Annotated in this window: 18 protein-coding genes and 2 riboswitches; of the genes, 14 read left to right on the top strand and 4 right to left on the bottom strand. The window is 73.3% G+C overall.

The genetic code is table 11. The features are described from left to right. The first annotated feature begins 2 nt into the window (after positions 1-2). The 3 genes from folB (at position 3) to Sru01_RS12590 (ending at position 1455) form a co-directional block, all read left to right on the top strand. A complete protein-coding gene (gene folB / locus Sru01_RS12600; protein ID WP_203984461.1) occupies positions 3-368 on the top strand; it encodes a dihydroneopterin aldolase in 366 nt (121 codons plus the stop codon). Then, a complete protein-coding gene (gene folK / locus Sru01_RS12595) occupies positions 365-871 on the top strand; it encodes a 2-amino-4-hydroxy-6-hydroxymethyldihydropteridine diphosphokinase (protein WP_203984460.1) in 507 nt (168 codons plus the stop codon). Before folB ends, folK begins: the two co-directional genes overlap by 4 nt. A 128-nt stretch (positions 872-999) precedes the next feature. Next, positions 1000-1455 carry a DUF3180 domain-containing protein gene (locus tag Sru01_RS12590; RefSeq protein WP_203984459.1) on the top strand — a complete coding sequence of 152 codons (456 nt, stop codon included), beginning with the start codon at positions 1000-1002 and terminating at the stop codon, positions 1453-1455. A gap of 315 nt (positions 1456-1770) precedes the next feature. Here the strand turns inward: Sru01_RS12590 and Sru01_RS12585 are convergent, their stop codons facing one another. Both Sru01_RS12585 and Sru01_RS12580 read right to left on the bottom strand, forming a co-directional pair. Next, positions 1771-2949 (bottom strand): NADH-quinone oxidoreductase subunit D, encoded by a 1179-nt coding sequence (locus tag Sru01_RS12585; protein WP_203984457.1) that lies wholly within the window; start codon positions 2947-2949, stop codon positions 1771-1773. Positions 2950-2967: 18 nt separating this feature from the next. Continuing rightward, on the bottom strand, positions 2968-4326 hold the full coding sequence (locus Sru01_RS12580) for an aminotransferase class V-fold PLP-dependent enzyme (RefSeq protein WP_203984455.1): 1359 nt from the start codon (positions 4324-4326) through the stop codon (positions 2968-2970). 47 nt (positions 4327-4373) lie between these two features. Then, positions 4374-4489: riboswitch (SAM riboswitch) on the bottom strand. A gap of 160 nt (positions 4490-4649) precedes the next feature. Here Sru01_RS12580 and Sru01_RS12575 point away from each other — a divergent pair. Next, complete coding sequence (locus tag Sru01_RS12575; protein WP_239137358.1) at positions 4650-5525, top strand: TerC family protein; 876 nt, start codon at positions 4650-4652, stop codon at positions 5523-5525. 48 nt (positions 5526-5573) lie between these two features. After that, positions 5574-6803 (top strand): cytochrome P450, encoded by a 1230-nt coding sequence (locus Sru01_RS12570; RefSeq protein WP_203984454.1) that lies wholly within the window; start codon positions 5574-5576, stop codon positions 6801-6803. Here the strand turns inward: Sru01_RS12570 and Sru01_RS12565 are convergent. After that, positions 6784-7746, bottom strand: coding sequence for an SAM-dependent methyltransferase (locus tag Sru01_RS12565; protein WP_203984453.1), 963 nt, complete (start codon positions 7744-7746; stop codon positions 6784-6786). The genes Sru01_RS12570 and Sru01_RS12565 overlap by 20 nt on opposite strands. 204 nt (positions 7747-7950) lie before the next feature. On the opposite strand from Sru01_RS12565, the gene Sru01_RS12560 reads away from it, so the two are divergent. The 5 genes from Sru01_RS12560 (at position 7951) to Sru01_RS12540 (ending at position 13971) form a co-directional block, all read left to right on the top strand. After that, positions 7951-8841 (top strand): Rossmann-like and DUF2520 domain-containing protein, encoded by an 891-nt coding sequence (locus Sru01_RS12560; RefSeq protein WP_203984452.1) that lies wholly within the window; start codon positions 7951-7953, stop codon positions 8839-8841. A gap of 91 nt (positions 8842-8932) precedes the next feature. Continuing rightward, entirely contained in the window at positions 8933-9802 is an 870-nt protein-coding gene (gene panC / locus Sru01_RS12555; protein ID WP_203984451.1) for a pantoate--beta-alanine ligase, read from the top strand. An 81-nt stretch (positions 9803-9883) separates the two neighbouring features. Further along, positions 9884-12430 carry an L-aspartate oxidase gene (locus Sru01_RS12550; RefSeq protein WP_203984450.1) on the top strand — a complete coding sequence of 849 codons (2547 nt, stop codon included), beginning with the start codon at positions 9884-9886 and terminating at the stop codon, positions 12428-12430. Further along, positions 12430-13212, top strand: a complete 783-nt coding sequence (locus Sru01_RS12545) for a type III pantothenate kinase (protein WP_203984449.1) — start codon at positions 12430-12432, stop codon at positions 13210-13212. The genes Sru01_RS12550 and Sru01_RS12545 overlap by 1 nt, the downstream gene beginning before the upstream one ends. Positions 13213-13806: 594 nt before the next feature. Further along, on the top strand, positions 13807-13971 hold the full coding sequence (locus Sru01_RS12540; RefSeq protein ID WP_307837838.1) for a helix-turn-helix domain-containing protein: 165 nt from the start codon (positions 13807-13809) through the stop codon (positions 13969-13971). Between the two features lie 136 nt (positions 13972-14107). Here the strand turns inward: Sru01_RS12540 and Sru01_RS36200 are convergent, their stop codons facing one another. Then, positions 14108-15184 (bottom strand): C40 family peptidase, encoded by a 1077-nt coding sequence (locus Sru01_RS36200; protein ID WP_275412160.1) that lies wholly within the window; start codon positions 15182-15184, stop codon positions 14108-14110. Positions 15185-15189: 5 nt separating this feature from the next. Continuing rightward, a riboswitch (cyclic di-AMP (ydaO/yuaA leader) is annotated at positions 15190-15392 on the bottom strand. Positions 15393-15758: 366 nt separating this feature from the next. On the opposite strand from Sru01_RS36200, the gene Sru01_RS12530 reads away from it, so the two are divergent. From Sru01_RS12530 to Sru01_RS12515, 4 genes are all read left to right on the top strand, one after another. Next, the gene (locus Sru01_RS12530) at positions 15759-16331 is read left to right on the top strand and encodes an amino-acid N-acetyltransferase (RefSeq protein ID WP_203984447.1); all 573 of its coding nucleotides are present in this window, start codon (positions 15759-15761) and stop codon (positions 16329-16331) included. An 89-nt stretch (positions 16332-16420) separates the two neighbouring features. Continuing rightward, positions 16421-17710 (top strand): RDD family protein, encoded by a 1290-nt coding sequence (locus tag Sru01_RS12525; protein WP_203984446.1) that lies wholly within the window; start codon positions 16421-16423, stop codon positions 17708-17710. A 792-nt stretch (positions 17711-18502) separates the two neighbouring features. Further along, the gene (locus tag Sru01_RS12520) at positions 18503-18652 is read left to right on the top strand and encodes a hypothetical protein (RefSeq protein WP_203984445.1); all 150 of its coding nucleotides are present in this window, start codon (positions 18503-18505) and stop codon (positions 18650-18652) included. 113 nt (positions 18653-18765) lie between these two features. Further along, the gene (locus Sru01_RS12515; RefSeq protein ID WP_203984443.1) at positions 18766-19098 is read left to right on the top strand and encodes a histone-like nucleoid-structuring protein Lsr2; all 333 of its coding nucleotides are present in this window, start codon (positions 18766-18768) and stop codon (positions 19096-19098) included. Positions 19099-19396 lie beyond the last annotated feature (298 nt).

Raw genomic sequence — 19396 nt, 5'->3', positions numbered from 1 at the left:
CGATGAGCACCGACACGATCAGCCTGGTCGGGCTGCGCGCCCGCGGCCGGCACGGCTTCCTGCCCGCCGAGCGGGAGCTCGGGCAGGAGTTCGTGGTCGACGTCACGCTGCGTCTGGACACCGCGCCGGCCGCCGCCGCCGACGACCTGGGCCGGACGGTCGACTACGGCGAGCTGGCGGTCCGGCTCGCCCGGGTGGTCGAGGGCGAGCCGGTCGCCCTGATCGAGACGCTGGCCGGGCGGCTGGCCGACGAGTGCCTGGCGGGCGGGCTGGTCGAGGAGGCCGAGGTGCGGGTGCACAAGCCGGCCGCGCCCATCCCGGTCCCGTTCGACGACGTGGTGGTGACGGTGAGGAGGCGGAGGCGATGAAGGTCGTTCTGGCGCTCGGCAGCAACATCGGCCGCCGCTTCGACACGCTGCAGGGCGCGGTCGACGCGCTCTTCGACGCGCCCGGCCTGGAGTTCGTGGCCCTGTCCCCGGTGTACGAGACCGATCCGGTGGGCGGCCCGCCGGATCAGCGGGCCTACTTCAACGCGGTGGTGGTCGGCCGGACCATGACGCTCGGCCCGCGGGCCATCCTCGAGCGCGCGCTCGGGGTGGAGACCGCGTTCGGGCGGGTGCGCGAGGAGCCGTGGGGCCCGCGCACCCTGGACGTCGATGTGATCATGGTCGGTGACCTGATGTCCGACGATCCCGAGCTGACCCTGCCGCACCCGCTGGCGCACGAGCGGGCGTTCGTGCTGGTCCCGTGGGCACAGGCCGATCCGGGTGCGGTGCTGCCCGGCCGCGGTTCGGTGGCCGGGCTGCTCGCCGACCTCGACCAGAGCGGGGTGCGCCTGCGCGCCGACCTGGCCCTGCAGCCGCCCGGCTGACGTCTCCGGCCGGGAGATGCCGGTGACCGGGCGGGCGGCGGCCCGCCGGCGCGGCACGGCCGGCGATGGAGCAGAGTGGGGGTGCCGAGCCGACAGCGACGGGCACGGCACGAGAAGGAGGTTCCGACGTGACACCGAGCCGGCCCGGCGTGCTCGTTCTGCTGCTGGCCGGGTTCGCGGCCGTGACCTGGGCGGTGTTGCAGCAGGTCTACTCCGACCTGCCCACCGTGCCGTGGACGGCCATCCCGACGCTGCTGCTGCTCGCCGTCGGCGAGGCCTACAGCGGGTGGGCGACGCGGGCGCGCATCCAGCGCCGGCCGGGCACCGAGCCGGTGGAGCCGCTCGCGGTGGCCCGGCTGGCCGCGCTGGCAAAGGCGTCCGCGTACGTGGGGGCGGCGCTGGCCGGGATCTTCGCCGGGTTCGTGCTCTACGTGCTGCCGCTGTTCGACCAGGACACTCCGCGGCGCGACCTCTTCCTGGCCGGCGGCTCGCTGGTGGCGTGCGTCGCGCTGGTGTGCGCGGCGTTGTTCCTGGAGCACTGCTGCCGGGTGCCGCGCGACCCGGACGACGAGGCCCGCGCCTGAGGTCACCAGGTGCGGCGCCGGGACGAGGCGCGGCCGTCAAGGGTGGAGCGCGGCCAAGCACGCGGCGCGGCCCACAAGGATGAGGCGCGGTCAAGGACGCGGCGCGGGCGTGGGTACGAGGTGGCGGTCAGGTGGCCGGGGCGGCGGCCGAAACCCGCGAGGCCCGGCCGAAGCCGGGCCTCGCGCTGCAAGGAGCCACCCTTTTCATCAACCCCTGTCCCTTTACACCGGTCTTCTGCGCCGGAGGCGGCCGGTTAAACCAGCCGGACGGATCTCGTCGCGTCGTCCCAGGTCAGCGGGTGCTCGGGCTGTCGGTCACCGGTCGATGTCGCCCACGACGAAGAACATCGAGCCGAGGATCGCCACCAGGTCGGCGACGAGCGCCCCGGGCAGCATCTCGCGCAGCACCTGGACGTTGCTGTACGACGCGCTGCGCAGCTTGAGCCGCCACGGGGTCTTCTCGCCCCGGGACACCAGGTAGTACCCGTTCAGGCCGAGCGGGTTCTCCGTCCAGGCGTAGGTGTGGCCCTCGGGCACCTTCAGCACCTTGGGCAGCCGCTGGCCGATCGGCCCCGGCGGCAGCGACCGCAGCCGCGCCAGGCAGGCGTCGGCCAGGTCCAGCGACACCTTGACCTGTTCGAGCAGCACCTCGAACCGGGCGTGGCAGTCGCCGGCCGTCCGGGTGACCACCCGGACCGGCAGCTCGCCGTAGGCCAGGTACGGTTCGTCGCGGCGCAGGTCCAGATCGACGCCGGAGGCCCGGGCGATCGGGCCGCTCACCCCGTACTGCATGACCGTCTCGGGGTCGAGCACGCCGATGCCCTTGGTGCGGGCCAGGAAGAGCTCGTTGTCGAGGATGAGCCGCTCCAGGTCGGGCAGTCCGCGGCGCACCTCGCCGACGGCGGCGGCGGTCCGCGCCGGCCAGCCGTCCGGCAGGTCCTCCTTCAGCCCGCCCACCCGGTTGAACATGTAATGCAGCCGGCCGCCGGAGACCTCCTCCAGCACCGCCTGCAGCGTCTCGCGGGCGCGGAGCGCGGCCAGGCCCGGGGTGACCGCGCCGAGCTCCATCGGGTAGGCGCCGAGGAACATCAGGTGGCTGAGCACCCGGTTCAGCTCGGCGAGCAGCGTCCGCGCCCACACCGCCCGCACCGGCACCTCCATGCCGAGCATGCGCTCGACCGCGAGCACCACGCCGAGCTCATTGGCGAAGGCCGACAGCCAGTCGTGCCGGTTGGCCAGCACGATGATCTGCCGGTAGTCGCGCACCTCGAAGAGCTTCTCCGCGCCGCGGTGCATGTAGCCGATGATCGGTTCGGCGGCCTCGACGCGCTCGCCGGCCAGCGCCAGCCGCAGCCGCAGCACGCCGTGCGTCGACGGGTGCTGCGGCCCGATGTTGAGGATCACGTCCTCGGCGGCGAGCTCCTTGGCGCCGGCCCCCATGCCCACCGTGCGCTCGGTGCGCCCCGGGCGGGCCGCGGCGGGAGGTTCGGTCATGCCGCCCATGCTGCCATGTCAGCGGCGCGCGGCGAGATCCGCGACCGCGGCGACCAGCCGGCGGACGTGCTCCTCGGTGGTCCCGATGCCGATGGACGCGCGGACGGCGCCCGCCGTGCCGTCCGCGCAGTCGCCGGCCGCGGTGTGCCCGATGCCGTCCAGCAGGTGCCGGACGAACGGATGGGCGCAGAACCTGCCGTCCCGCACGCCGATGCCGTACTCGGCCGACAGCGTCTCGGCGACCCGCCGGGCCGTCCAGCCGGTCACCACGAAGGACACGATGCCGACGCGCGGGTGGCCGGGGCCCCACAGCGACAGCTCGTGGACCCCCTCGATGCCGGCCAGGCCGTCGCGGAGCAGCCCCAGCAGCCGCTCCTCCTCCCGCATCGGCCCGATCCAGCCGGTCGCCGACAGGGCGTCGCACGCGGCGGCCAGCGCGATGGCGCCCAGCACGTTCGGCGTGCCGGCCTCGTGCCGCTGCTCGGGGTCGGCGCTCCACTCGACGGCCGGCGGCCGCCCCTGTCCGGCACCGCCGGTGACGGCCGTGGACGCGCCGCCGCCGTGCAGGTAGGGCTCGGCCTCGGCCAGCCAGTCGGCCCGGCCCACCAGCGCGCCCGCCCCGAACGGGGCGTACAGCTTGTGACCGGAGAACATCACGTAGTCCAGGTCCAGCGCGGTCAGGTTCAGCCGGCGGTGCGGGACGAGCTGCGCGGCGTCCACCAGGACGCGGGCGCCGTGCCGGTGCGCGATGTGGGTCAGCGCGGCGATCGGCCACAGCTCGCCGGTGACGTTGGAGGCGGCGGTGACGACCAGCAGCTTCGGCCCGTCGATGGCGGCGAGGGTCTCGTCCGCGGCGCGGACCGCCTCGCCCGGGAACTCCGGCGGCGCGAGCCGCACCGCGTCCGGCCAGGGCAGCAGGGCGGCGTGGTGCTCGGTCTCGAAGACCACGACGGTGGTGCCCGCGGGCAGGCACCTGGCCAGCAGGTTGGCCGCGTCGGTGGTGTTGCGGGTGAACACGACGGCGTCCCCGGGCCGGGCGCCGACGAAGGACCGCACGGTGTGCCTGGCCTGCTCGTAGCGCGCCGTGGTGAGCTGCGAGGCGTACCCGGCGCCCCGGTGCACGCTGGAGTAGGCCGGCAGCGCGGCGGTCACCGCGTCGCGCACCGGTGCCAGGCAGGGGGCGCTCGCCGCGTAGTCCAGGTTGGCGTACCGGACCAGCCGGCCGCCCTTGACGGGCACCTCCAGGTCGGCGCCGAGCACCGCGGGAACGGCGGCCGCGCCGCCGGACGGCGCCGAGGGCGCGGCCCGGCCGCCGGCCGGAACGGCGGCGCCGGAAGTCGCGGGGGACTGGGCCGCAAGGACGGTGAGCACGGACACGCCTGCCTCCTGAGGTCATGGGACCCCGGCATGGCGTTAGGTGACGGAGCCCGCGCTTGTCCGGCACACCTCGTGCCGGACCTGGTCCTCACCCGGGGCACCCCGCCGCGAGCGCGAGGGTTGCCGGCCAGCGAGCCGGGGCTTGACGCTGGCACTCATGACCTACCGGGACTATAACCCACCGGCCCGGCGCCGGCGCAACCTTCCGAAACGGGTAAATCTTCGCGGCGGGTCGCGAACTTTGCCGCCCCCTGGAGCGTTGAGGTGGCATGCCCTACCCGCGCCGGGCGGGTGGGGCCTTCACGATCTCCGGAGGAACAGCGATGGCATGGGTGGCAGACCCGCAGATCTGGATCGGGTTTCTCACCCTGGTCGCACTTGAGATCGTCCTCGGCATCGACAACATCATCTTCATCTCGATCCTGAGCGGGAAGCTGCCCGCCGAGCAGCGGGACAAGGCCCGCAAGCTGGGCCTGGCGCTGGCCCTGGTGAGCCGGCTGGCCCTGCTGCTCGCGCTGTCGTGGGTGATCCGGCTGACCGCGCCGCTGTTCGAGGTGCTCGGGCAGGAGATATCCGGGCGTGACCTGATCCTGATCCTCGGCGGGCTGTTCCTGCTGGGCAAGAGCGCCTTCGAGATCGGCGACAGCCTGGAGGGCGGGTCGGGTCACTCCGGCGGCAAGGCGGCCGCGGTGTCCTTCACCGGGGTGCTGGTGCAGATCATGCTGCTGGACGTGGTGTTCTCGCTGGACTCGGTGATCACCGCGGTCGGCATGGTGGACGAGATCGGCGTGATGATCGCCGCGGTGGTCGTCGCGGTCGGGGTGATGCTGGTCGCGGCCAAGCCCATCAGCGAGTTCGTCGAGCGGCACCCCAGCATCAAGATGCTGGCGCTGGCCTTCCTGGTGCTGATCGGGGTGGTGCTGATCGCCGAGGGCTTCGAGCAGCACATCGCCAAGGGCTACATCTACTTCTCGATGGCCTTCGCGCTCGGCGTCGAGCTGCTGAACATCCGGTCCCGCCGCAAGGCCGGCCGGCAGCGGCCGGTCCAGCTGCACGAGCGTTACGAGTCGGAGCCCGGGTCCGAGGCCACGTCCGAGACCGAGCCCGGGTCCAGGCCCGAGGCCCGGTCCGAGGCCCGGCCCGAGGTCAGGGCCGAGACCGAGCCCGGGTCCGGGGCCGGGGCCGCGCCGAAGTCCTGATCCGCCGGGGCCGCCCCGGGCGGCCACCGGGGTGTTTACCATGGTCTGGTGGTTTTCGACCCGTGGAGTCCGGAGTTCGTCGCCCATCCCTACGACGCCTACCGGGAGCTGCGTGACAGCGCGCCGGTGAGCTTCTTCGAGCCGACCGGGCAGTGGCTGGTCGCCCGGCACCGCGACGTCAACGCGGCGCTGCGCGACCGGCGGCTCGGCCGCTCCTACCTGCACGTCGCCACGCACGAGGAGTTCGGCCGCGAGCCCGAGCCGGCCTTCCAGGAGCCGTTCTGGCGGGTGACCCGGGCCGGCATGCTGGACGTGGAGCCGCCGGTGCACACCCGGCTGCGCCGCCTGGTGTCCCGGGCGTTCACCCCGCGCATGGTCGAGGAGCTGCGGCCCCGGGTGCGCCGCATCGCCGGCGGCCTGGTGGACGCGTTCGTCGCCCGCGGCGGCGGCGACCTGATCGCCGAGGTGGCCGAGCCGCTGCCGGTGACGGTGATCGCCGAGATGCTCGGCATCCCGCCGGCCGACCGCCACCTGCTGCGGCCCTGGTCGGCGGACATCTGCGGCATGTATGAGCTCAACCCGCCGGTCGAGACGCAGCACCGGGCGGCCCGGGCCGCCGAGGAGTTCGCCGGCTACCTGCGGTCCCTGGCCGCCGAGCGCCGCCGCGAGCCGGGCGACGACCTGATCAGCGCGCTGGCCCGGGTGGTGGACGAGGGGGACCGGCTGACCGAGGACGAGCTGGTCGGCACCTGCGTCCTGCTGCTCAACGCCGGCCACGAGGCGACGGTGAACGTGACCGGCAACGGCTGGTGGTCGCTGTTCCGCAACCCCGGCGAGCTGGCCCGGCTGCGCGCGGACCCGGCGCTGCTGCCCCGGGCCGTCGAGGAGCTGATGCGCTGGGACACGCCGTTGCAGCTCTTCGAGCGCTGGGTGTTCGAGGACGTGGAGATCGGTGGCGTGCGCGTCCCGCGGGGCGCGGAGGTGGCGCTGCTGTTCGGCTCGGCGAACCGCGACCCGGAGGTCTTCGCCGAGCCGGACCGGCTGGATCTTGGCCGGGTGGACAATCCGCACATCTCTTTCGGTGCGGGCATCCATTACTGCCTGGGGGCGCCGCTGGCCCGGATCGAGCTGATCGAGTCGTTCGGGGCGCTGCTGCGGGCCGCCCCGGAGATGGAGCTCGTCGAGGAGCCGTCCTGGGCGCCGAACTACGTCATCCGCGGGCTCACCTCGCTCAAGGTGGCCACCGGGCGGCCGGCGGTCAGCGCCGCCACTGGCTGAGCCAGCCGAACCCGCCGAGGCCGGCCGGGTCGATCAGCTCGGCGTCCTCGCCCGCCCGGGCCAGCGCCCGGAGGTAGCCGCCCGGGTCGGTGCCGGCCAGGGCCAGCGGTGGCCGGGCGCCGACGACGCCCAGCTCGCGTAACGCGTCCCGCTGGGTGCGCAGCGTGGTGGCCGTCGCCCCGGCCCGCTCGCCGGCCGCCGCGCAGGCGTCCAGCGCGACGTGCGCGGTGATGTCGCACGACCCGTCCGGCACGGCCGGGACGCGGGCACCGTCCCGGTAACCCGCCAGGGTGCCGCCGGGCGGCCGCCCGCCCGCCGCGTGCGCGTAGTCGGCGGCCACCGCCAGGCCGCCCGCCAGCCGCCGGATCACCGCGGCCCAGGCCGCGTCGCGCGGCCGGCCGACCTCGGCGCGCCGGCCGGTGGCGCCGAGCGGCCACCACCGGGCGAGCCAGCGCGCGTCCGCCTCGTCCGGCGGGCCGCCCAGCCGTTCGGCGCCGGTCGCCGGGTCGACCAGCACCACCCGTGGCCCGCAGGGAGCGGCCTCCACCACGTCCAGCGGGATGTTGTCCAGCCACTCGTTGGCGACCACCAGCCCGGTGATCGACTCGGGCAGGGTGGCCGACCAGGTGACGGCCGGGTCCAGGTCCGCGGGGCGGGGCGACAGGTCCACCGCCACCGGGTGGAGCCGGCCGGCCGCCGGGGTGCCGGCGGCGGCGTGCAGCACCTGGGTGAGCAGCGAGCCGTCCCCCGAGCCGACGTCCACCAGGTCGAGCCGGGCCGGGCGGCCGAGCGTGTCGTCCACCGTGGTCAGCAGGCGCAGCACCGCCCGGCCGAACGCCGGGGTGGCGCTCACCGAGGTGCGGAAATGGCCGCGGGGGCGCTCCCGGAGGTAGAAACCGTTCTCGCCGTACAGGGCACGGCGCATGGCCTCCCGCCAGGTCATCCACACGGCATGGGACGTTACCAAGGCCGGCGGCCGGCCACCGCCGAGCGCCGCAGGCTGAGGGCTTATGGCTTATATGTAGAAACGCACGCTTGCCGGGTTCGGCCGTCGTGCGAGAGCCTGCCGGAGCGGCGCGGCGGTCCCTGACCGGCGGCCGTTACGCTGGTCGGGCGAGTGTGTTTCGTCGAAAGTGGACGGTAGGCGATGGAGACAAGCGACCGCCCCGGGCGCCTGGCGGTCGGGGTGCTCGGCGCCGGACGGGTGGGATCCGCCCTCGGCGCCGCGCTCGCGCAGGCCGGTCACCGCGTCGTGGCCGCGGCCGGGGTGTCCGACGCCTCCGGCCGGCGGGCCGCCGAGCGGCTCGGCGTGTCCCTCTCCCCGCCCGACGAGGTGATCCGCCGCGCCGAGCTGGTGCTCCTCACCGTGCCGGACGACGTGCTCCCCGGCCTGGTGGCCGGGCTCGCCGCCGCCGGCGTGGACCTGCGGGGCAAGATGCTCGCGCACACCAGCGGCGCGTACGGCCTGGCCGTGCTGGACGCGGCGGTGGGCCGGGGCGCGATCCCCTTCGCGCTGCACCCGGTGATGACCTTCACCGGGCGCGACGACGATCTGCGCCGCATCGGCGGCTGCTCGTTCGGGGTGACCGCACCCGAGCAGCTGCGGCCGGTCGCCGAGGCGCTGGTGATCGAGATGGGCGGCGAGCCGGTGTGGATCGCCGACCCCGACCGCCCGCTCTACCACGCGGCGCTCGCCCAGGCGGCGAACCACATGGTCACGCTGATCGCCGAGTCCCAGGAGCTGCTGAAGAAGATCGGCGTGGACCATCCCGGGCGCATGCTGGGCCCGCTGCTCGGCGCGTCGCTGGACAACGCCCTGCGGCTGGGCCTGGCCGGGCTCACCGGCCCGGTCGTGCGCGGCGACGCCGGCACGGTGCGCAAGCACGTCGACGCGCTCATCCTCGCCGCCCCGGAGGCGGCCGACGCCTACGTGGCCCTGGCCCGGCTCACCGCCGACCGCGCGCTCGCCGCCGGCCTGCTCAAGCCGGAGGCCGCCGAACGTCTCCTGGACGCCCTCGGCGGCAATTCCTGGACCTGATCCCGCCCGGTGCGGCGGCGGGGCGGGCGCACTAGCGTGGGGCGCGCCCCGCGCGGCCGGCGCGGGCCGACAGCAGCCGGGAGGGACAGGCGTGGACGTGATCGTCGCCGGAGACCGTGCCGAACTGGACGCGGCCCGGACGGCCCTGGGCGTCGGGACCGGCGGGCCGCCGGGGGGAACGCTGGCCCTGGTGCCGACCATGGGGGCCCTGCACGAGGGGCACCGCTCGCTGATCAGGCTGGCCCGCGAGCACGCCCGGCACGTCGCGGTGAGCATCTTCGTCAACCCGCTGCAGTTCGGCCCGGCCGAAGACTATTCGCGCTATCCCCGGACCTTCGACGCAGATCTCGCGGTGTGCGCCGCCGAGGGCGCCGGGCTGGTGTTCGCCCCGGCCGTCGAGGCGATGTACCTGCCGGATCGGCAGGTGAGCGTCGCGGCCGGTGAGATGGGCACGGTGGCCGAGGGCGCCTTCCGTCCCGGCCACTTCGACGGCGTCCTCACCGTGGTGCTGAAGCTGTTCAACCTCGTCCGCCCGGACGTCGCGGTGTTCGGCCGCAAGGACGCCCAGCAGCTGGCGCTGATCCGCCGCATGGTCGCCGACCTGGACGTCCCGGTAGAGATCGTCGCCGGCGCCACGCTGCGCGAGCCGGACGGCCTGGCGATGTCCAGCCGCAACCGCTACCTGTCGGCCGCCGACCGGGGGACGGCCCTGGCCCTGTCGGCCGCGCTGCGCGCCGGTGCCGGGCACCACCGCCCGCAGGAGGTGCTGCGGGCGGCGGGGGAGGTGCTGGACCGGGCGGCGCGCGCCGATCCGCCGCTGGTCCTGGACTACCTGACGCTGGCCGACCCCGCCACGTTCACCCCGGTGGCCGCCGGTCACCGCGGGCCGGCCGTGCTGGCGGTGGCGGCCCGGGTGGGCGGCACCCGGCTGATCGACAATGTCGAGGTGAGCCTGACCTGACGGCGATCGCGGGGGGCACCCGCGGTGAGGACACTCCCGGCCATGCTTTATCGTCATATTGACGAAATAAGGGAGCGCCCCATGACCCACCCGCCCATCCCCCGGCGGCTGACCGCACCGGACCCCGGCTGGACCGGGCACGCCGACGTCGTCGTGGTCGGTTCCGGCGTCGCCGGGCTCACCGTCGCCCTGCGCTACACCGAGCTCGTCCCGGACGCACGCGTCCTGGTGGTCACCAAGGACGTGCTGTCCGCCGGGTCCACCCGCTGGGCGCAGGGCGGCATCGCCGCGGTGCTCGACTCCGCCGATTCCCCCGCCGACCATCTCGGCGACACGCTCGTCGCCGGCGTCGGCCTGTGCGACGAGGCGGCGGTGCGCACCCTGGTCACCGAGGGCCCGGCCGCGCTCGGCCGGCTGATCGGCCGGGGCGCCCGCTTCGACCGGGGGCCGGACGGCGGGCTCCAGCTCACCCGGGAGGGCGGCCACCGACGCGACCGCATCGTGCACGCCGGCGGCGACGCCACCGGCGCCGAGGTGCAGCGCGCGCTGATCGAGGCGGTACGGGCGGAGGTGGCGCGCGGCCGGATCGAGGTCATCGAGCACGCCCTGGTGCTCGACCTGCTCACCGACGCCGCCGGGGCCGCCTGCGGCGTCACCCTGCACGTCATGGGCGAGGGCGCCCGCGACGGCGTGGGAGCCGTCCGGGCCGGCGCGGTCGTGCTCGCCACCGGCGGCATGGGCCAGGTGTACGCGGCGACCACCAACCCCGCGGTCTCCACCGGCGACGGGGTCGCCCTCGCGCTGCGCGCCGGCGCGGTCGTCCGCGACCTGGAGTTCGTCCAGTTCCACCCGACCGTGCTGTGGCTCGGCGGCGACTCCACCGGCCAGCAGCCGCTGATCTCCGAGGCGGTGCGCGGCGAGGGCGCCTACCTGGTGGACGGGGCGGGCGAGCGCTTCATGCTCGGCACGCACGAGTTGGCCGAGCTCGCCCCGCGGGACGTGGTCGCCAAGGCGATCATGCGGCGGATGCTGGAGACCGGGGCCGAGCACGTCTTCCTGGACGCCCGGCACTTCGGCGCGGACAAGTGGCGCTCCCGGTTCCCCACGATCCACGCCATCTGCCGCGAGCACGGCATCGACCCGGTGCGCGAACCCATCCCGGTCGCGCCGGCCGCGCACTACGCCAGCGGCGGCGTCCGCACCGACCGGCACGGGCGTACCAGCGTGCCGGGGCTGTACGCGTGCGGCGAGGTGGCCTGCACCGGCGTGCACGGCGCCAACCGCCTGGCGTCCAACTCGCTGCTGGAAGGCCTGGTCTTCGCCGAGCGCATCGCCGCCGCGCTGGCCGCCGCCCGGCCCGCGCCCGGCGAGCCGGTTACCGACGGCCGGGCCACCGGCCTGGCCGACCCCCGGGTGCGCCCGCGCGTTCAGGCCCGGATGAGCGCCGGCGCGGGCGTGCTCCGCAGCGGGCGCAGCCTGGCCGAGGTCACCGCCGGGCTGCTGGACGCCCGGTGGACCCCGGTCGCCGTCCAGCCGTGCACCGAGTCCTGGGAGGCCACCAACCTGCTCACCGTGGCCACCGCGCTCGTCACCGCCGCCGCGGCCCGCGAGGAGACCCGCGGGTCGCACTGGCGGGAGGATTTCCCGGCCCGCGATGATGCCTGGTGGTCCGGGCACCTCGACCTGACCCTGACCGAGAAGGGACTGACCATGAACTACCGGCGGCACGAGGAGCAGGGCGCGGCCCGGCTCCCGCAGCGGGTCGAGGCGGAGCTGGCCGGAGCCGGGCTGGATCCGGCGGCGGTCCTGGCCCTGGCCGGCGTGGCGCTGGCCGAGGATGTCACCGCCGACGGCGACGTGACCACGAGCGCCACCGTCCCGGCCGGCCAGGTCGCCGCCGCCGACGTGGTGGCACGGGCGGACGGCGTGGTGGCCGGGCTGGCGGTCGCCGAGGCCGTGTTCGCGATCTGCTCGGCGGGCCGGCTCACCGCCGACCGCCCGGTCAAGGACGGCGAGCGCGTCCGGCGCGGCGACGTGCTGATGACCGTCACCGGGCCGGTGCGCGACCTGCTGACCGCCGAGCGCACGGCGCTCAACCTGCTCACCCACCTGTCCGGGGTCGCCAGCCTCACCGACCGCTGGGTCCAGGCGATCGCCGGCACCGGCGCGCGCGTCCGGGACAGCCGCAAGACGCTGCCCGGCCTGCGGGCGCTGGAGAAGTACGCGGTGCGCTGCGGCGGCGGGACCAACCACCGGATGTCGCTGTCCGACGCCGCCCTGATCAAGGACAACCACGTCGTGGCGGCCGGCGGGGTCGCCGAGGCGTTCCGGGCGGTGCGCCAGGCCCACCCCGGGCTGCCGATCGAGGTGGAGGTGGACCGGATCGACCAGATCGAGCCGGTGCTCGCCGAGGGCGCCGAGGAGATCCTGCTGGACAACTTCACCGTCGCCGAGTTGGCCGAGGCGGTCCGCCTGGTGGCCGGGCGCGCCCGGCTGGAGGCCAGCGGCGGTCTCACCCTGGAATCGGCTCGTGATGTGGCCCGAACCGGTGTTGACTACCTTGCTGTGGGCGCGCTGACCCATTCCGCGCCCGCGCTCGACATCGCTCTGGACCTTCGGGGGGCTTGATGCTGCTCACGATCGACGTCGGCAACACGCACACGGTGCTCGGCCTGTTCGAGGGCGAGGAGGTCATCGAGCACTGGCGCCTCGCCACCGACGCGCGGCGCACCGCCGACGAGATCGCGGTGGTCCTGCAGGGCCTGCTCGGCCAGAGCCCGCTGCTCAAGGGCACCGACGTCAGCGGCATCGCGCTGTGCTCCACGGTGCCGTCGGTGCTGAACGAGATGCGGGAGATGTGCCGCCGGTATTACGGGGACGTCCCCGCCGTCATCGTGGAGCCCGGGGTGCGCACCGGGGTGCCGGTGCGGATGGACAATCCCAAGGAGGTGGGCAGCGACCGGGTGGTGAACGCGCTGGCCGCCATCCACCTGTACGGCGGGCCGTGCGTGATCGTCGACTTCGGCACCGCGACGTCGTTCGACGCCGTCTCGGCCAAGGGCGAGTACGTCGGCGCGGTCACCGCGCCCGGCATAGAGATCTCGGTGGACGCGCTGGCGGCGGCCGGTGCCCAGCTGCACAAGGTCGAGCTGGTCCGGCCCCGGTCGGTGATCGCCAAGAACACCGTCGAGGCGCTCCAGGCGGGCATCATCTACGGCTTCGCCGGCCAGGTGGACGGCATCGTGGAGCGGATGGCGGCCGAGCTGGCCGACGATCCCGACGACGTCACGGTGGTGGCCACCGGCTCGCTGGCCTCACCGGTCGCCGGTGAGGCACGCTCCATCGACGTGCAGGAGCCCTGGCTCACCCTCATCGGCCTGCGGCTCATCTACCATCGCAACGCCGGCTGACGCCGGTGCCCGCCCGGCCGACGCACCGCCGGCCGGGCACGGTCCTATCCCATATCGTGGACGCCGTCGCGGTCGATGCGGAAATCCGGCGGACCGGTGGCGCGAGGGATCATGACAAATCGGATCTACGTTGCATGCCGCCCGCGCATCGGCTGTTCACCAATAATCAGGAAAGTGATCTGACATTTGCCGGTATTCCGGCGCGGAGATCGGCGGTGGGGCCGGTGCGGTGCGGCGCGATGGCGGCCGGTCCACCTGGCTCCACCAGGGACATCATGCCGCGAGCGATGGCCGGGCGGTGGCCGGGGATGTCCTCATGGCGACACTCCACAGGCCCTGGCCCGGATACATGTCATGAGTAGTTCACATATGGCTAGGTATGTCAAACCCAAACCCATCGCCTGACGTCCCCAACGCTTGACGACCTTTCAACGTGGCGTTTACCGTTCGTCACGGGCGGGCTGAAGCATTCCAGTATGTTGCCGAGTTCGTCGTGGGGGAGGACACCCGATGGCGTATCCGGATCTGGTTTCCCGTGGGAATGGCATTCCCACGGGATCAGACGGTGTGGGACTGAGTGATGATGATCTTCTCTTGCTCGCCGAACTGGCCAAGGGCGTGACCGTCGACCGGGTGGGCCGGCGGTTGGACGTGAGCGGGCGTACGGTGCGGCGCCGGCTGCGCGGCATCTGCGACCGCATCGGCGTCGCCACCGCCATCGAGGCGGTGGCCTGGGCGGCGCGCCGCAGGCTCATCTGACGCGCTCAGGGCGCGCCCGCCGCCGGAGCCGGACGCTCCGGGCGGTCCGGCGCGCCCTGGCTCCGCGGAAAGGCGGGGTGACCACCCCGGCGGCCCGGACATCCGGCCCCCGCCGGGGCTCGGTCATGCGCGCCCGTCAGTCGGCGATGCGCACCGCGCCGGCGAACGGGCGGTTGCCGATCGGCGCCACCCGCACCACGTCACCGGTGTGCGGCGCGTGCACCATCAGCCCGCCACCGATGTAGATGCCGACGTGGTGCAGGTCGCTGTGGAAGAAGACCAGATCACCGGGACGCATGTCGTCCCGGGACACGTGCGTGCCCGCGGTCCACTGGTCGCCGGTGTAGTGCGGCAGGCTGATGCCCACCTTCTGGTAGGCCCACATGACCAGGCCCGAGCAGTCGAAAGTGTTGGGGCCCTCGGCGCCCCAGACGTATGGTTTGAGCTGCTGGGTGAGCGCCCACTTGGTCGCCTCGGCCGCCTTGCCATCGCCGGGGATGGGAATGGCGACCCGGGTGGCGCGCCCGAAGCCGCCGACCTTGGCGCGCGCCTGGCGGAACAGGCTCGTCTCGGTACGGCCGATCGCCTTGCGGATCTTGTCGCGCTGGGCGCCGAGGTCGCTGACGAGCTTCTGCACCTCGGCCTCACGGGCCCGGGCGCTCTCCTTGGCCCGCCTGGCGGTCTCCATCGCCTGGCTGATCTGGGAGACCTCCTGGCCCTGCTGCATCTCCATGGTGTAGGTCGTGGCGGCCTGGTCGAGGTAGCGGGACGGGTCGGCGGACATGGCGAGGGCCAGGGAGGAGCCGAGGCCGCCGGTCATGTAGGCGTCCTGGGCGTACATGCCGGCCTTGCGGCGCTTCTCCGCCAGATCGGTCTCGCTGCGGGCGAGCGTCTTCTTGGCCAACTCGGCCGAGCGCCGGACCTGGGCGAGACGCTCCCGCTGACCGTTGTACTGCTCGGTCAGCGACTCGATCTCGTTGTAGAGATCCTCGACCTGGGTCTTGAGCTTGTTCAGGCCGGGCTTGGGCTCGGCGGCCGCCGACCCCACCGGTGCCCCGACGGCCACCGCGGTCAGCGCGACGGTCACCAGGGTGAGACGGCGGGCGACGCGCCGGGCGCCGCCGGCCGCGCCGGCGAGCCGGGCACGCGGGGTCCGTGCGACGCCGCGGGGGGGCCGTCCCGAGATCTCTCCAGGCGTACGCCTAGCCTGCACCGATGTGCTCCTCTCCTTGAACGCCTACCGGGTTAGCTGACGGGTTCGGGCCGGAGTAGCCCTACCGAGCGCGTTCGGTCACGGAGATCGTGACGCCTCCCTCTCGGATTCACCCCAGGGGCGGTGGTGCGCGGGCGAGCCGCGGCCACCGGTGGGTCCCCGGTTCCCGGCGTGCGGGGACACGGCCGGGATTAGGCGGATCGGCCACCGCCGCACGATGGCCGACATTGACGCTGGACATTAGTGCAGTCCTGGTTCGTGCTCAACCAGAACTGCGGATTCTGTTGAGGTTTCACAACCACCGCATCACGAAGTGATCACGCTGTGTCGCCGGGGGGCGCCGGTCCGCACCGGCTTTGCCGGGGCATGACCGGGCCGTGGTTCGCACCCGGTGGTGGCTGCGTCCCTCAGATCATGAAACATCCTGAAAGATGGCTGTTTTCACGGTGGAGCCGGCCGGTCGGCGGCGCCGGGGGAGTGCGATGGGCGGTCGAGCAATTAGGGGTCGACCGATATTGCCGATCAACTTTACCTGGCGGCATGGTGTGCTCGGGCGACGGCTACGCTGCCGGTCATGGAGCAGGTCGTCTCGCCGGTCCCCGCGGACAGGGCCCTCGCCGTCCGGCGGGCCCGCACGACCGACGTGCCCACCATCCGGCGGCTGGTGGACGCCTATTCCGGTGACGGGCCGCGCCTGCTGCGCAAGGCCACCGTCACGCTCTACGAGGACGTGCAGGAGTTCTGGGTCGCCGAGTGCGACGGCCAGGTGGTCGGCTGCGGCGCGCTGCACGTGTTGTGGGAGGACCTGGCGGAGATCCGCACCGTCGCGGTCGACGCCGAGCGGCGCGGTCTCGGCATCGGGCACCGCATCGTCGAGGCCCTGCTGGCGACGGCCCGGGAGCTCGGCCTGCGGCGGGTCTTCTGCCTCACCTTCGAGGTCGACTTCTTCGCGCGGCACGGTTTCGTGCCGCTCAACGGCACGCCGGTCTCGCCGGAGGTGTACGCCGAGCTGCTCGCCTCCTACGATGAGGGCGTCGCCGAGTTCCTGGAGCTGGAGCACGTCAAGCCGAACACCCTGGGCAACACGCGCATGCTCCTCCATCTGCGGCCGCCGTCCGACGACGGGGTTGACAGAAGGGAAAGGTGACTGTTGATCCCACTGTCGCTACGTTGGGCAGCACCACAGCATGTGTGTCATGACATGTACCGCATGCGCAGCCGAAGTGAGGTGACACGGTGAGCACCGGACAGCCGCCGTACCCACGCGATGAGCCGGAGGGCAACCCGCCCCCGGGATCTCCGCAATATGGACAGCACGCCGGCGATCATCCCGCTCCGGGCAGCGACCCGGAGCGGACGGTCGTCCACCGCCCCCAGCCGACGTCGGAGCAGAGCAGGCCCCAGTACGGCCAGGGCGGCACCGGCTCCTACGGACAGGGCTACCCGCAGCAGGGCCAGCAGCCCGGGCAGGGCTACGGCCAGCAGGACCAGCAGGGCTACGGCCAGCAGCAGTCCTACGGTCAGCAGGGCTACGGCCAGGAGGCCGGGGGCCAGGCCGGTGGTTACGGCCAGCAGCAGTACGGCCAGCAGCAGGGCTATGGCCAGCAGGCCCAGCAGGGCCAGCAGCCCGGCTACGACCAGCAGGGCCAGCAGGGCTACGGCCAGCAGCAGTCCTACGGTCAGCAGGGCTACGGCCAGGAGGCCGGCGGTCAGGCCGGTGGTTACGGCCAGCAGCAGTACGGCCAGCAGCAGGGCTATGGCCAGCACGGCCAGCAGGGCCAGCAGCCCGGCTACGACCAGCAGGGCTACGGGCAGCAGGGCCAGCAGTACGGCCAGCAGCCCGGCTACGACCAGCAGCAGTACGGCCAGCAGCAGTACGGGCAGCAGGGTTACGGCCAGCAGCAGTACGGCCAGACCGGTGGTTACGGCCAGCCGCAGTACGGCCAGCAGCCGGGGTACCCGCAGCAGGGTTACGGCCAGCCGGCCTACGGCGCGGCCGGCGCCCAGCCGCCCGGCGCGCCCGCGCCGCTCGCCGAGTGGTGGCAGCGCCTGGTGGCCCGGCTGATCGACAGCGTGATCCTCGCCATCCCCGCCGCGATCCTGACCGCGATCCTCACCGGGATCATCGTCACCGCGCCGAGCTTCGACCCGACCACCGGGGCCATCGACGCCGGTGGCGGGGTCTTCCTCGCCGGGCTGATCACCGCGCTGCTGCTCGGCGTCATCTTCTTCCTCTACGAGTTCCTGATGCTCAAGCAGCGCGGCCAGACGGTCGGCAAGATCGCCATGGGCATCAAGGTGGTCCGGGTCGGCGGCGTGCTGGACGCGAGCGGCCTCGGCACCGACGTGGCGGGCAAGCGCGCCGGCGTGCTGTGGGGCCCGCAGTTCCTGCGCTGGGTCCCGGTCCTCGGGTACGTGGTCGGCATCTTCACCCTGGTGAACGTGCTGTGGCTGCTCTGGGACAAGCCCCTCCAGCAGGCTCTGCACGACAAGGTCGCCGGTACGGTCGTCGTCAAGACGAAGTAGGCGCGGCGCCCGGAACGGGGCCGGAGGCGTGTCCTCCGGCCCCGTTCGGCGTTCCATCGCCCGTTCCCGCCCCCGCCCGCAGGGGCGGACCCCCGTCCCCGGCGGGGCGCGCGCGGGACGGTCCGCGAAGGCCGCCTCGCCCGCGGACTCCCGCGCGGCCGCCGGGTAAGCGGCAAGAGAATCATCGGGGGCCGATCTTACGGAAACGTCGGCGCCGCGGCGATTTCTCGTTCATGATGAGGTCCGCGTCCGGAAGGCGCCGATGCGCGACCGCCCGCCGGGGCGGGGCCGGGCGATCGGCCCGCGCCCGCTCCGATGCGTATGCCGTCTTACTATGCGCCGCATTCCGCACGCGGCGCCCGCGTGCGGAATATTCACGCACCGGACCGCTCCTGGTGGCGCCTTCGCCGTGTCCGGCATGCAAAAGCTCCTCGGCGGATCCGGGGATCGGGCCTCGGGTGGCGCGCGGCCGCGGGTCCGGTTCGACGCGGGAATCCCGATGGGAGCGGCTTTTCCGGCGTTCGGACCCGCTGGGGCGCCCCGCCGGATGTTTACGCCGGATCAGCTTTCCCGGGCCATCCGGTAAGGCGGCTTGAGAGACGCGGAATGCTCTGGAACGGTCCTTGCCCGGCCGTGATGGAACGGCAGACGACCCCTGCTGACCTCGGGCAGGGGCCTGGACGGCCGCGCACCGGCCCGATCCGGCGGCCGGGGCGCGAGGGGAGCGGGTCCCGTGTGACAATTATCGGCGGGGGCGACCCTGAATGCCGCCCCCGCGTGGGGAGAGGATCAATGAACGATGTATTGTCCGCGTTGATACCACCCGTCGTTGTGACCGCGGTGGTGGTCTTCGCGATCGTGAAGCTGGTGCGTTCCGAGGCGGCGAGCAGGCGCCAGGAGGCACGGTCTTCCGAGAAGTCGGCCGAGACCGCTTCCGACTGAGCCGGCCGATCCGCGGCGCGGCGCAATCCACTGGCCCGTTGAATTGTCAGGCGGGGTCGCCGGGTATATGTTTAGCTGGCGAAACGAACAATGCTCTGCGAAAGGATTGCCGGATGGCCACGCAGATCCAGAAGATACTCATCGACGACCTCGATGGCGGCGAGGCCAATCAGACTGTCACCTTCGCGCTTGATGGCTCCGCCTACGAGATTGATCTGAGCGAGGAAAACGCCAAGCGGCTCCGCGAGGCGCTGTCCTCTTTCGTGTCCAGTGCCCGGCGGGCCGAGAGTGCCTCCTCCCGGGGGCGCAAGCGCGGTGGCGGGCAGCGTCCGTCCCGTGAAAAGAGCTCGGAGATCCGGGCCTGGGCGAAGTCGAACGGCATCCCGGTCAGCGAGCGCGGCCGTATTGCCTCCTCCGTGGTCGAGCAGTACGAAGCGGCACACTGACGGGCTCTTTGCGATCGCCCGGCTATGGCGGCGAACGGTGACCAATCGCCGCCATAGCCGCATGATCGCGTTTTCGGTGCTGATCGTTCCGGGGCGGTCGGGGACGGTCGGAGAATTCGCCCTGAGTAAACGTCGTTCGCTTGCGGCGTAGCGGGAACACCGGAGCCCTCATCGGTAGTTGGATGGAGGGTGAACGCCCTGCTCCCGGGGAACGTCTCCTGTATTGAGCGGTCGCCGGTCGGGGCTAGCATGCGGATGCGGCGGGCCCGGATATCCCGAGCTGCCTGACCGCTCTGTG

This window comes from Sphaerisporangium rufum (assembly GCF_016863395.1).
Classification (GTDB): Bacteria; Actinomycetota; Actinomycetes; order Streptosporangiales; family Streptosporangiaceae; genus Sphaerisporangium; species Sphaerisporangium rufum.
This window is presented reverse-complemented; position numbering and strand designations above follow the sequence as displayed.

Coding starts and splice junctions, on each gene's coding strand:
- folB (WP_203984461.1), top strand. CDS start 3: ATGAGCACCGACACGATCAGCCTGGTCGGGCTGCGCGCCCGCGGCCGG.
- folK (WP_203984460.1), top strand. CDS start 365: ATGAAGGTCGTTCTGGCGCTCGGCAGCAACATCGGCCGCCGCTTCGAC.
- Sru01_RS12585 (WP_203984457.1), bottom strand. CDS start 2,949: ATGACCGAACCTCCCGCCGCGGCCCGCCCGGGGCGCACCGAGCGCACG.
- Sru01_RS12575 (WP_239137358.1), top strand. CDS start 4,650: ATGGCATGGGTGGCAGACCCGCAGATCTGGATCGGGTTTCTCACCCTG.
- Sru01_RS12565 (WP_203984453.1), bottom strand. CDS start 7,746: ATGACCTGGCGGGAGGCCATGCGCCGTGCCCTGTACGGCGAGAACGGT.
- Sru01_RS12560 (WP_203984452.1), top strand. CDS start 7,951: ATGGAGACAAGCGACCGCCCCGGGCGCCTGGCGGTCGGGGTGCTCGGC.
- Sru01_RS12550 (WP_203984450.1), top strand. CDS start 9,884: ATGACCCACCCGCCCATCCCCCGGCGGCTGACCGCACCGGACCCCGGC.
- Sru01_RS12545 (WP_203984449.1), top strand. CDS start 12,430: ATGCTGCTCACGATCGACGTCGGCAACACGCACACGGTGCTCGGCCTG.
- Sru01_RS12530 (WP_203984447.1), top strand. CDS start 15,759: ATGGAGCAGGTCGTCTCGCCGGTCCCCGCGGACAGGGCCCTCGCCGTC.
- Sru01_RS12520 (WP_203984445.1), top strand. CDS start 18,503: ATGAACGATGTATTGTCCGCGTTGATACCACCCGTCGTTGTGACCGCG.
- Sru01_RS12515 (WP_203984443.1), top strand. CDS start 18,766: ATGGCCACGCAGATCCAGAAGATACTCATCGACGACCTCGATGGCGGC.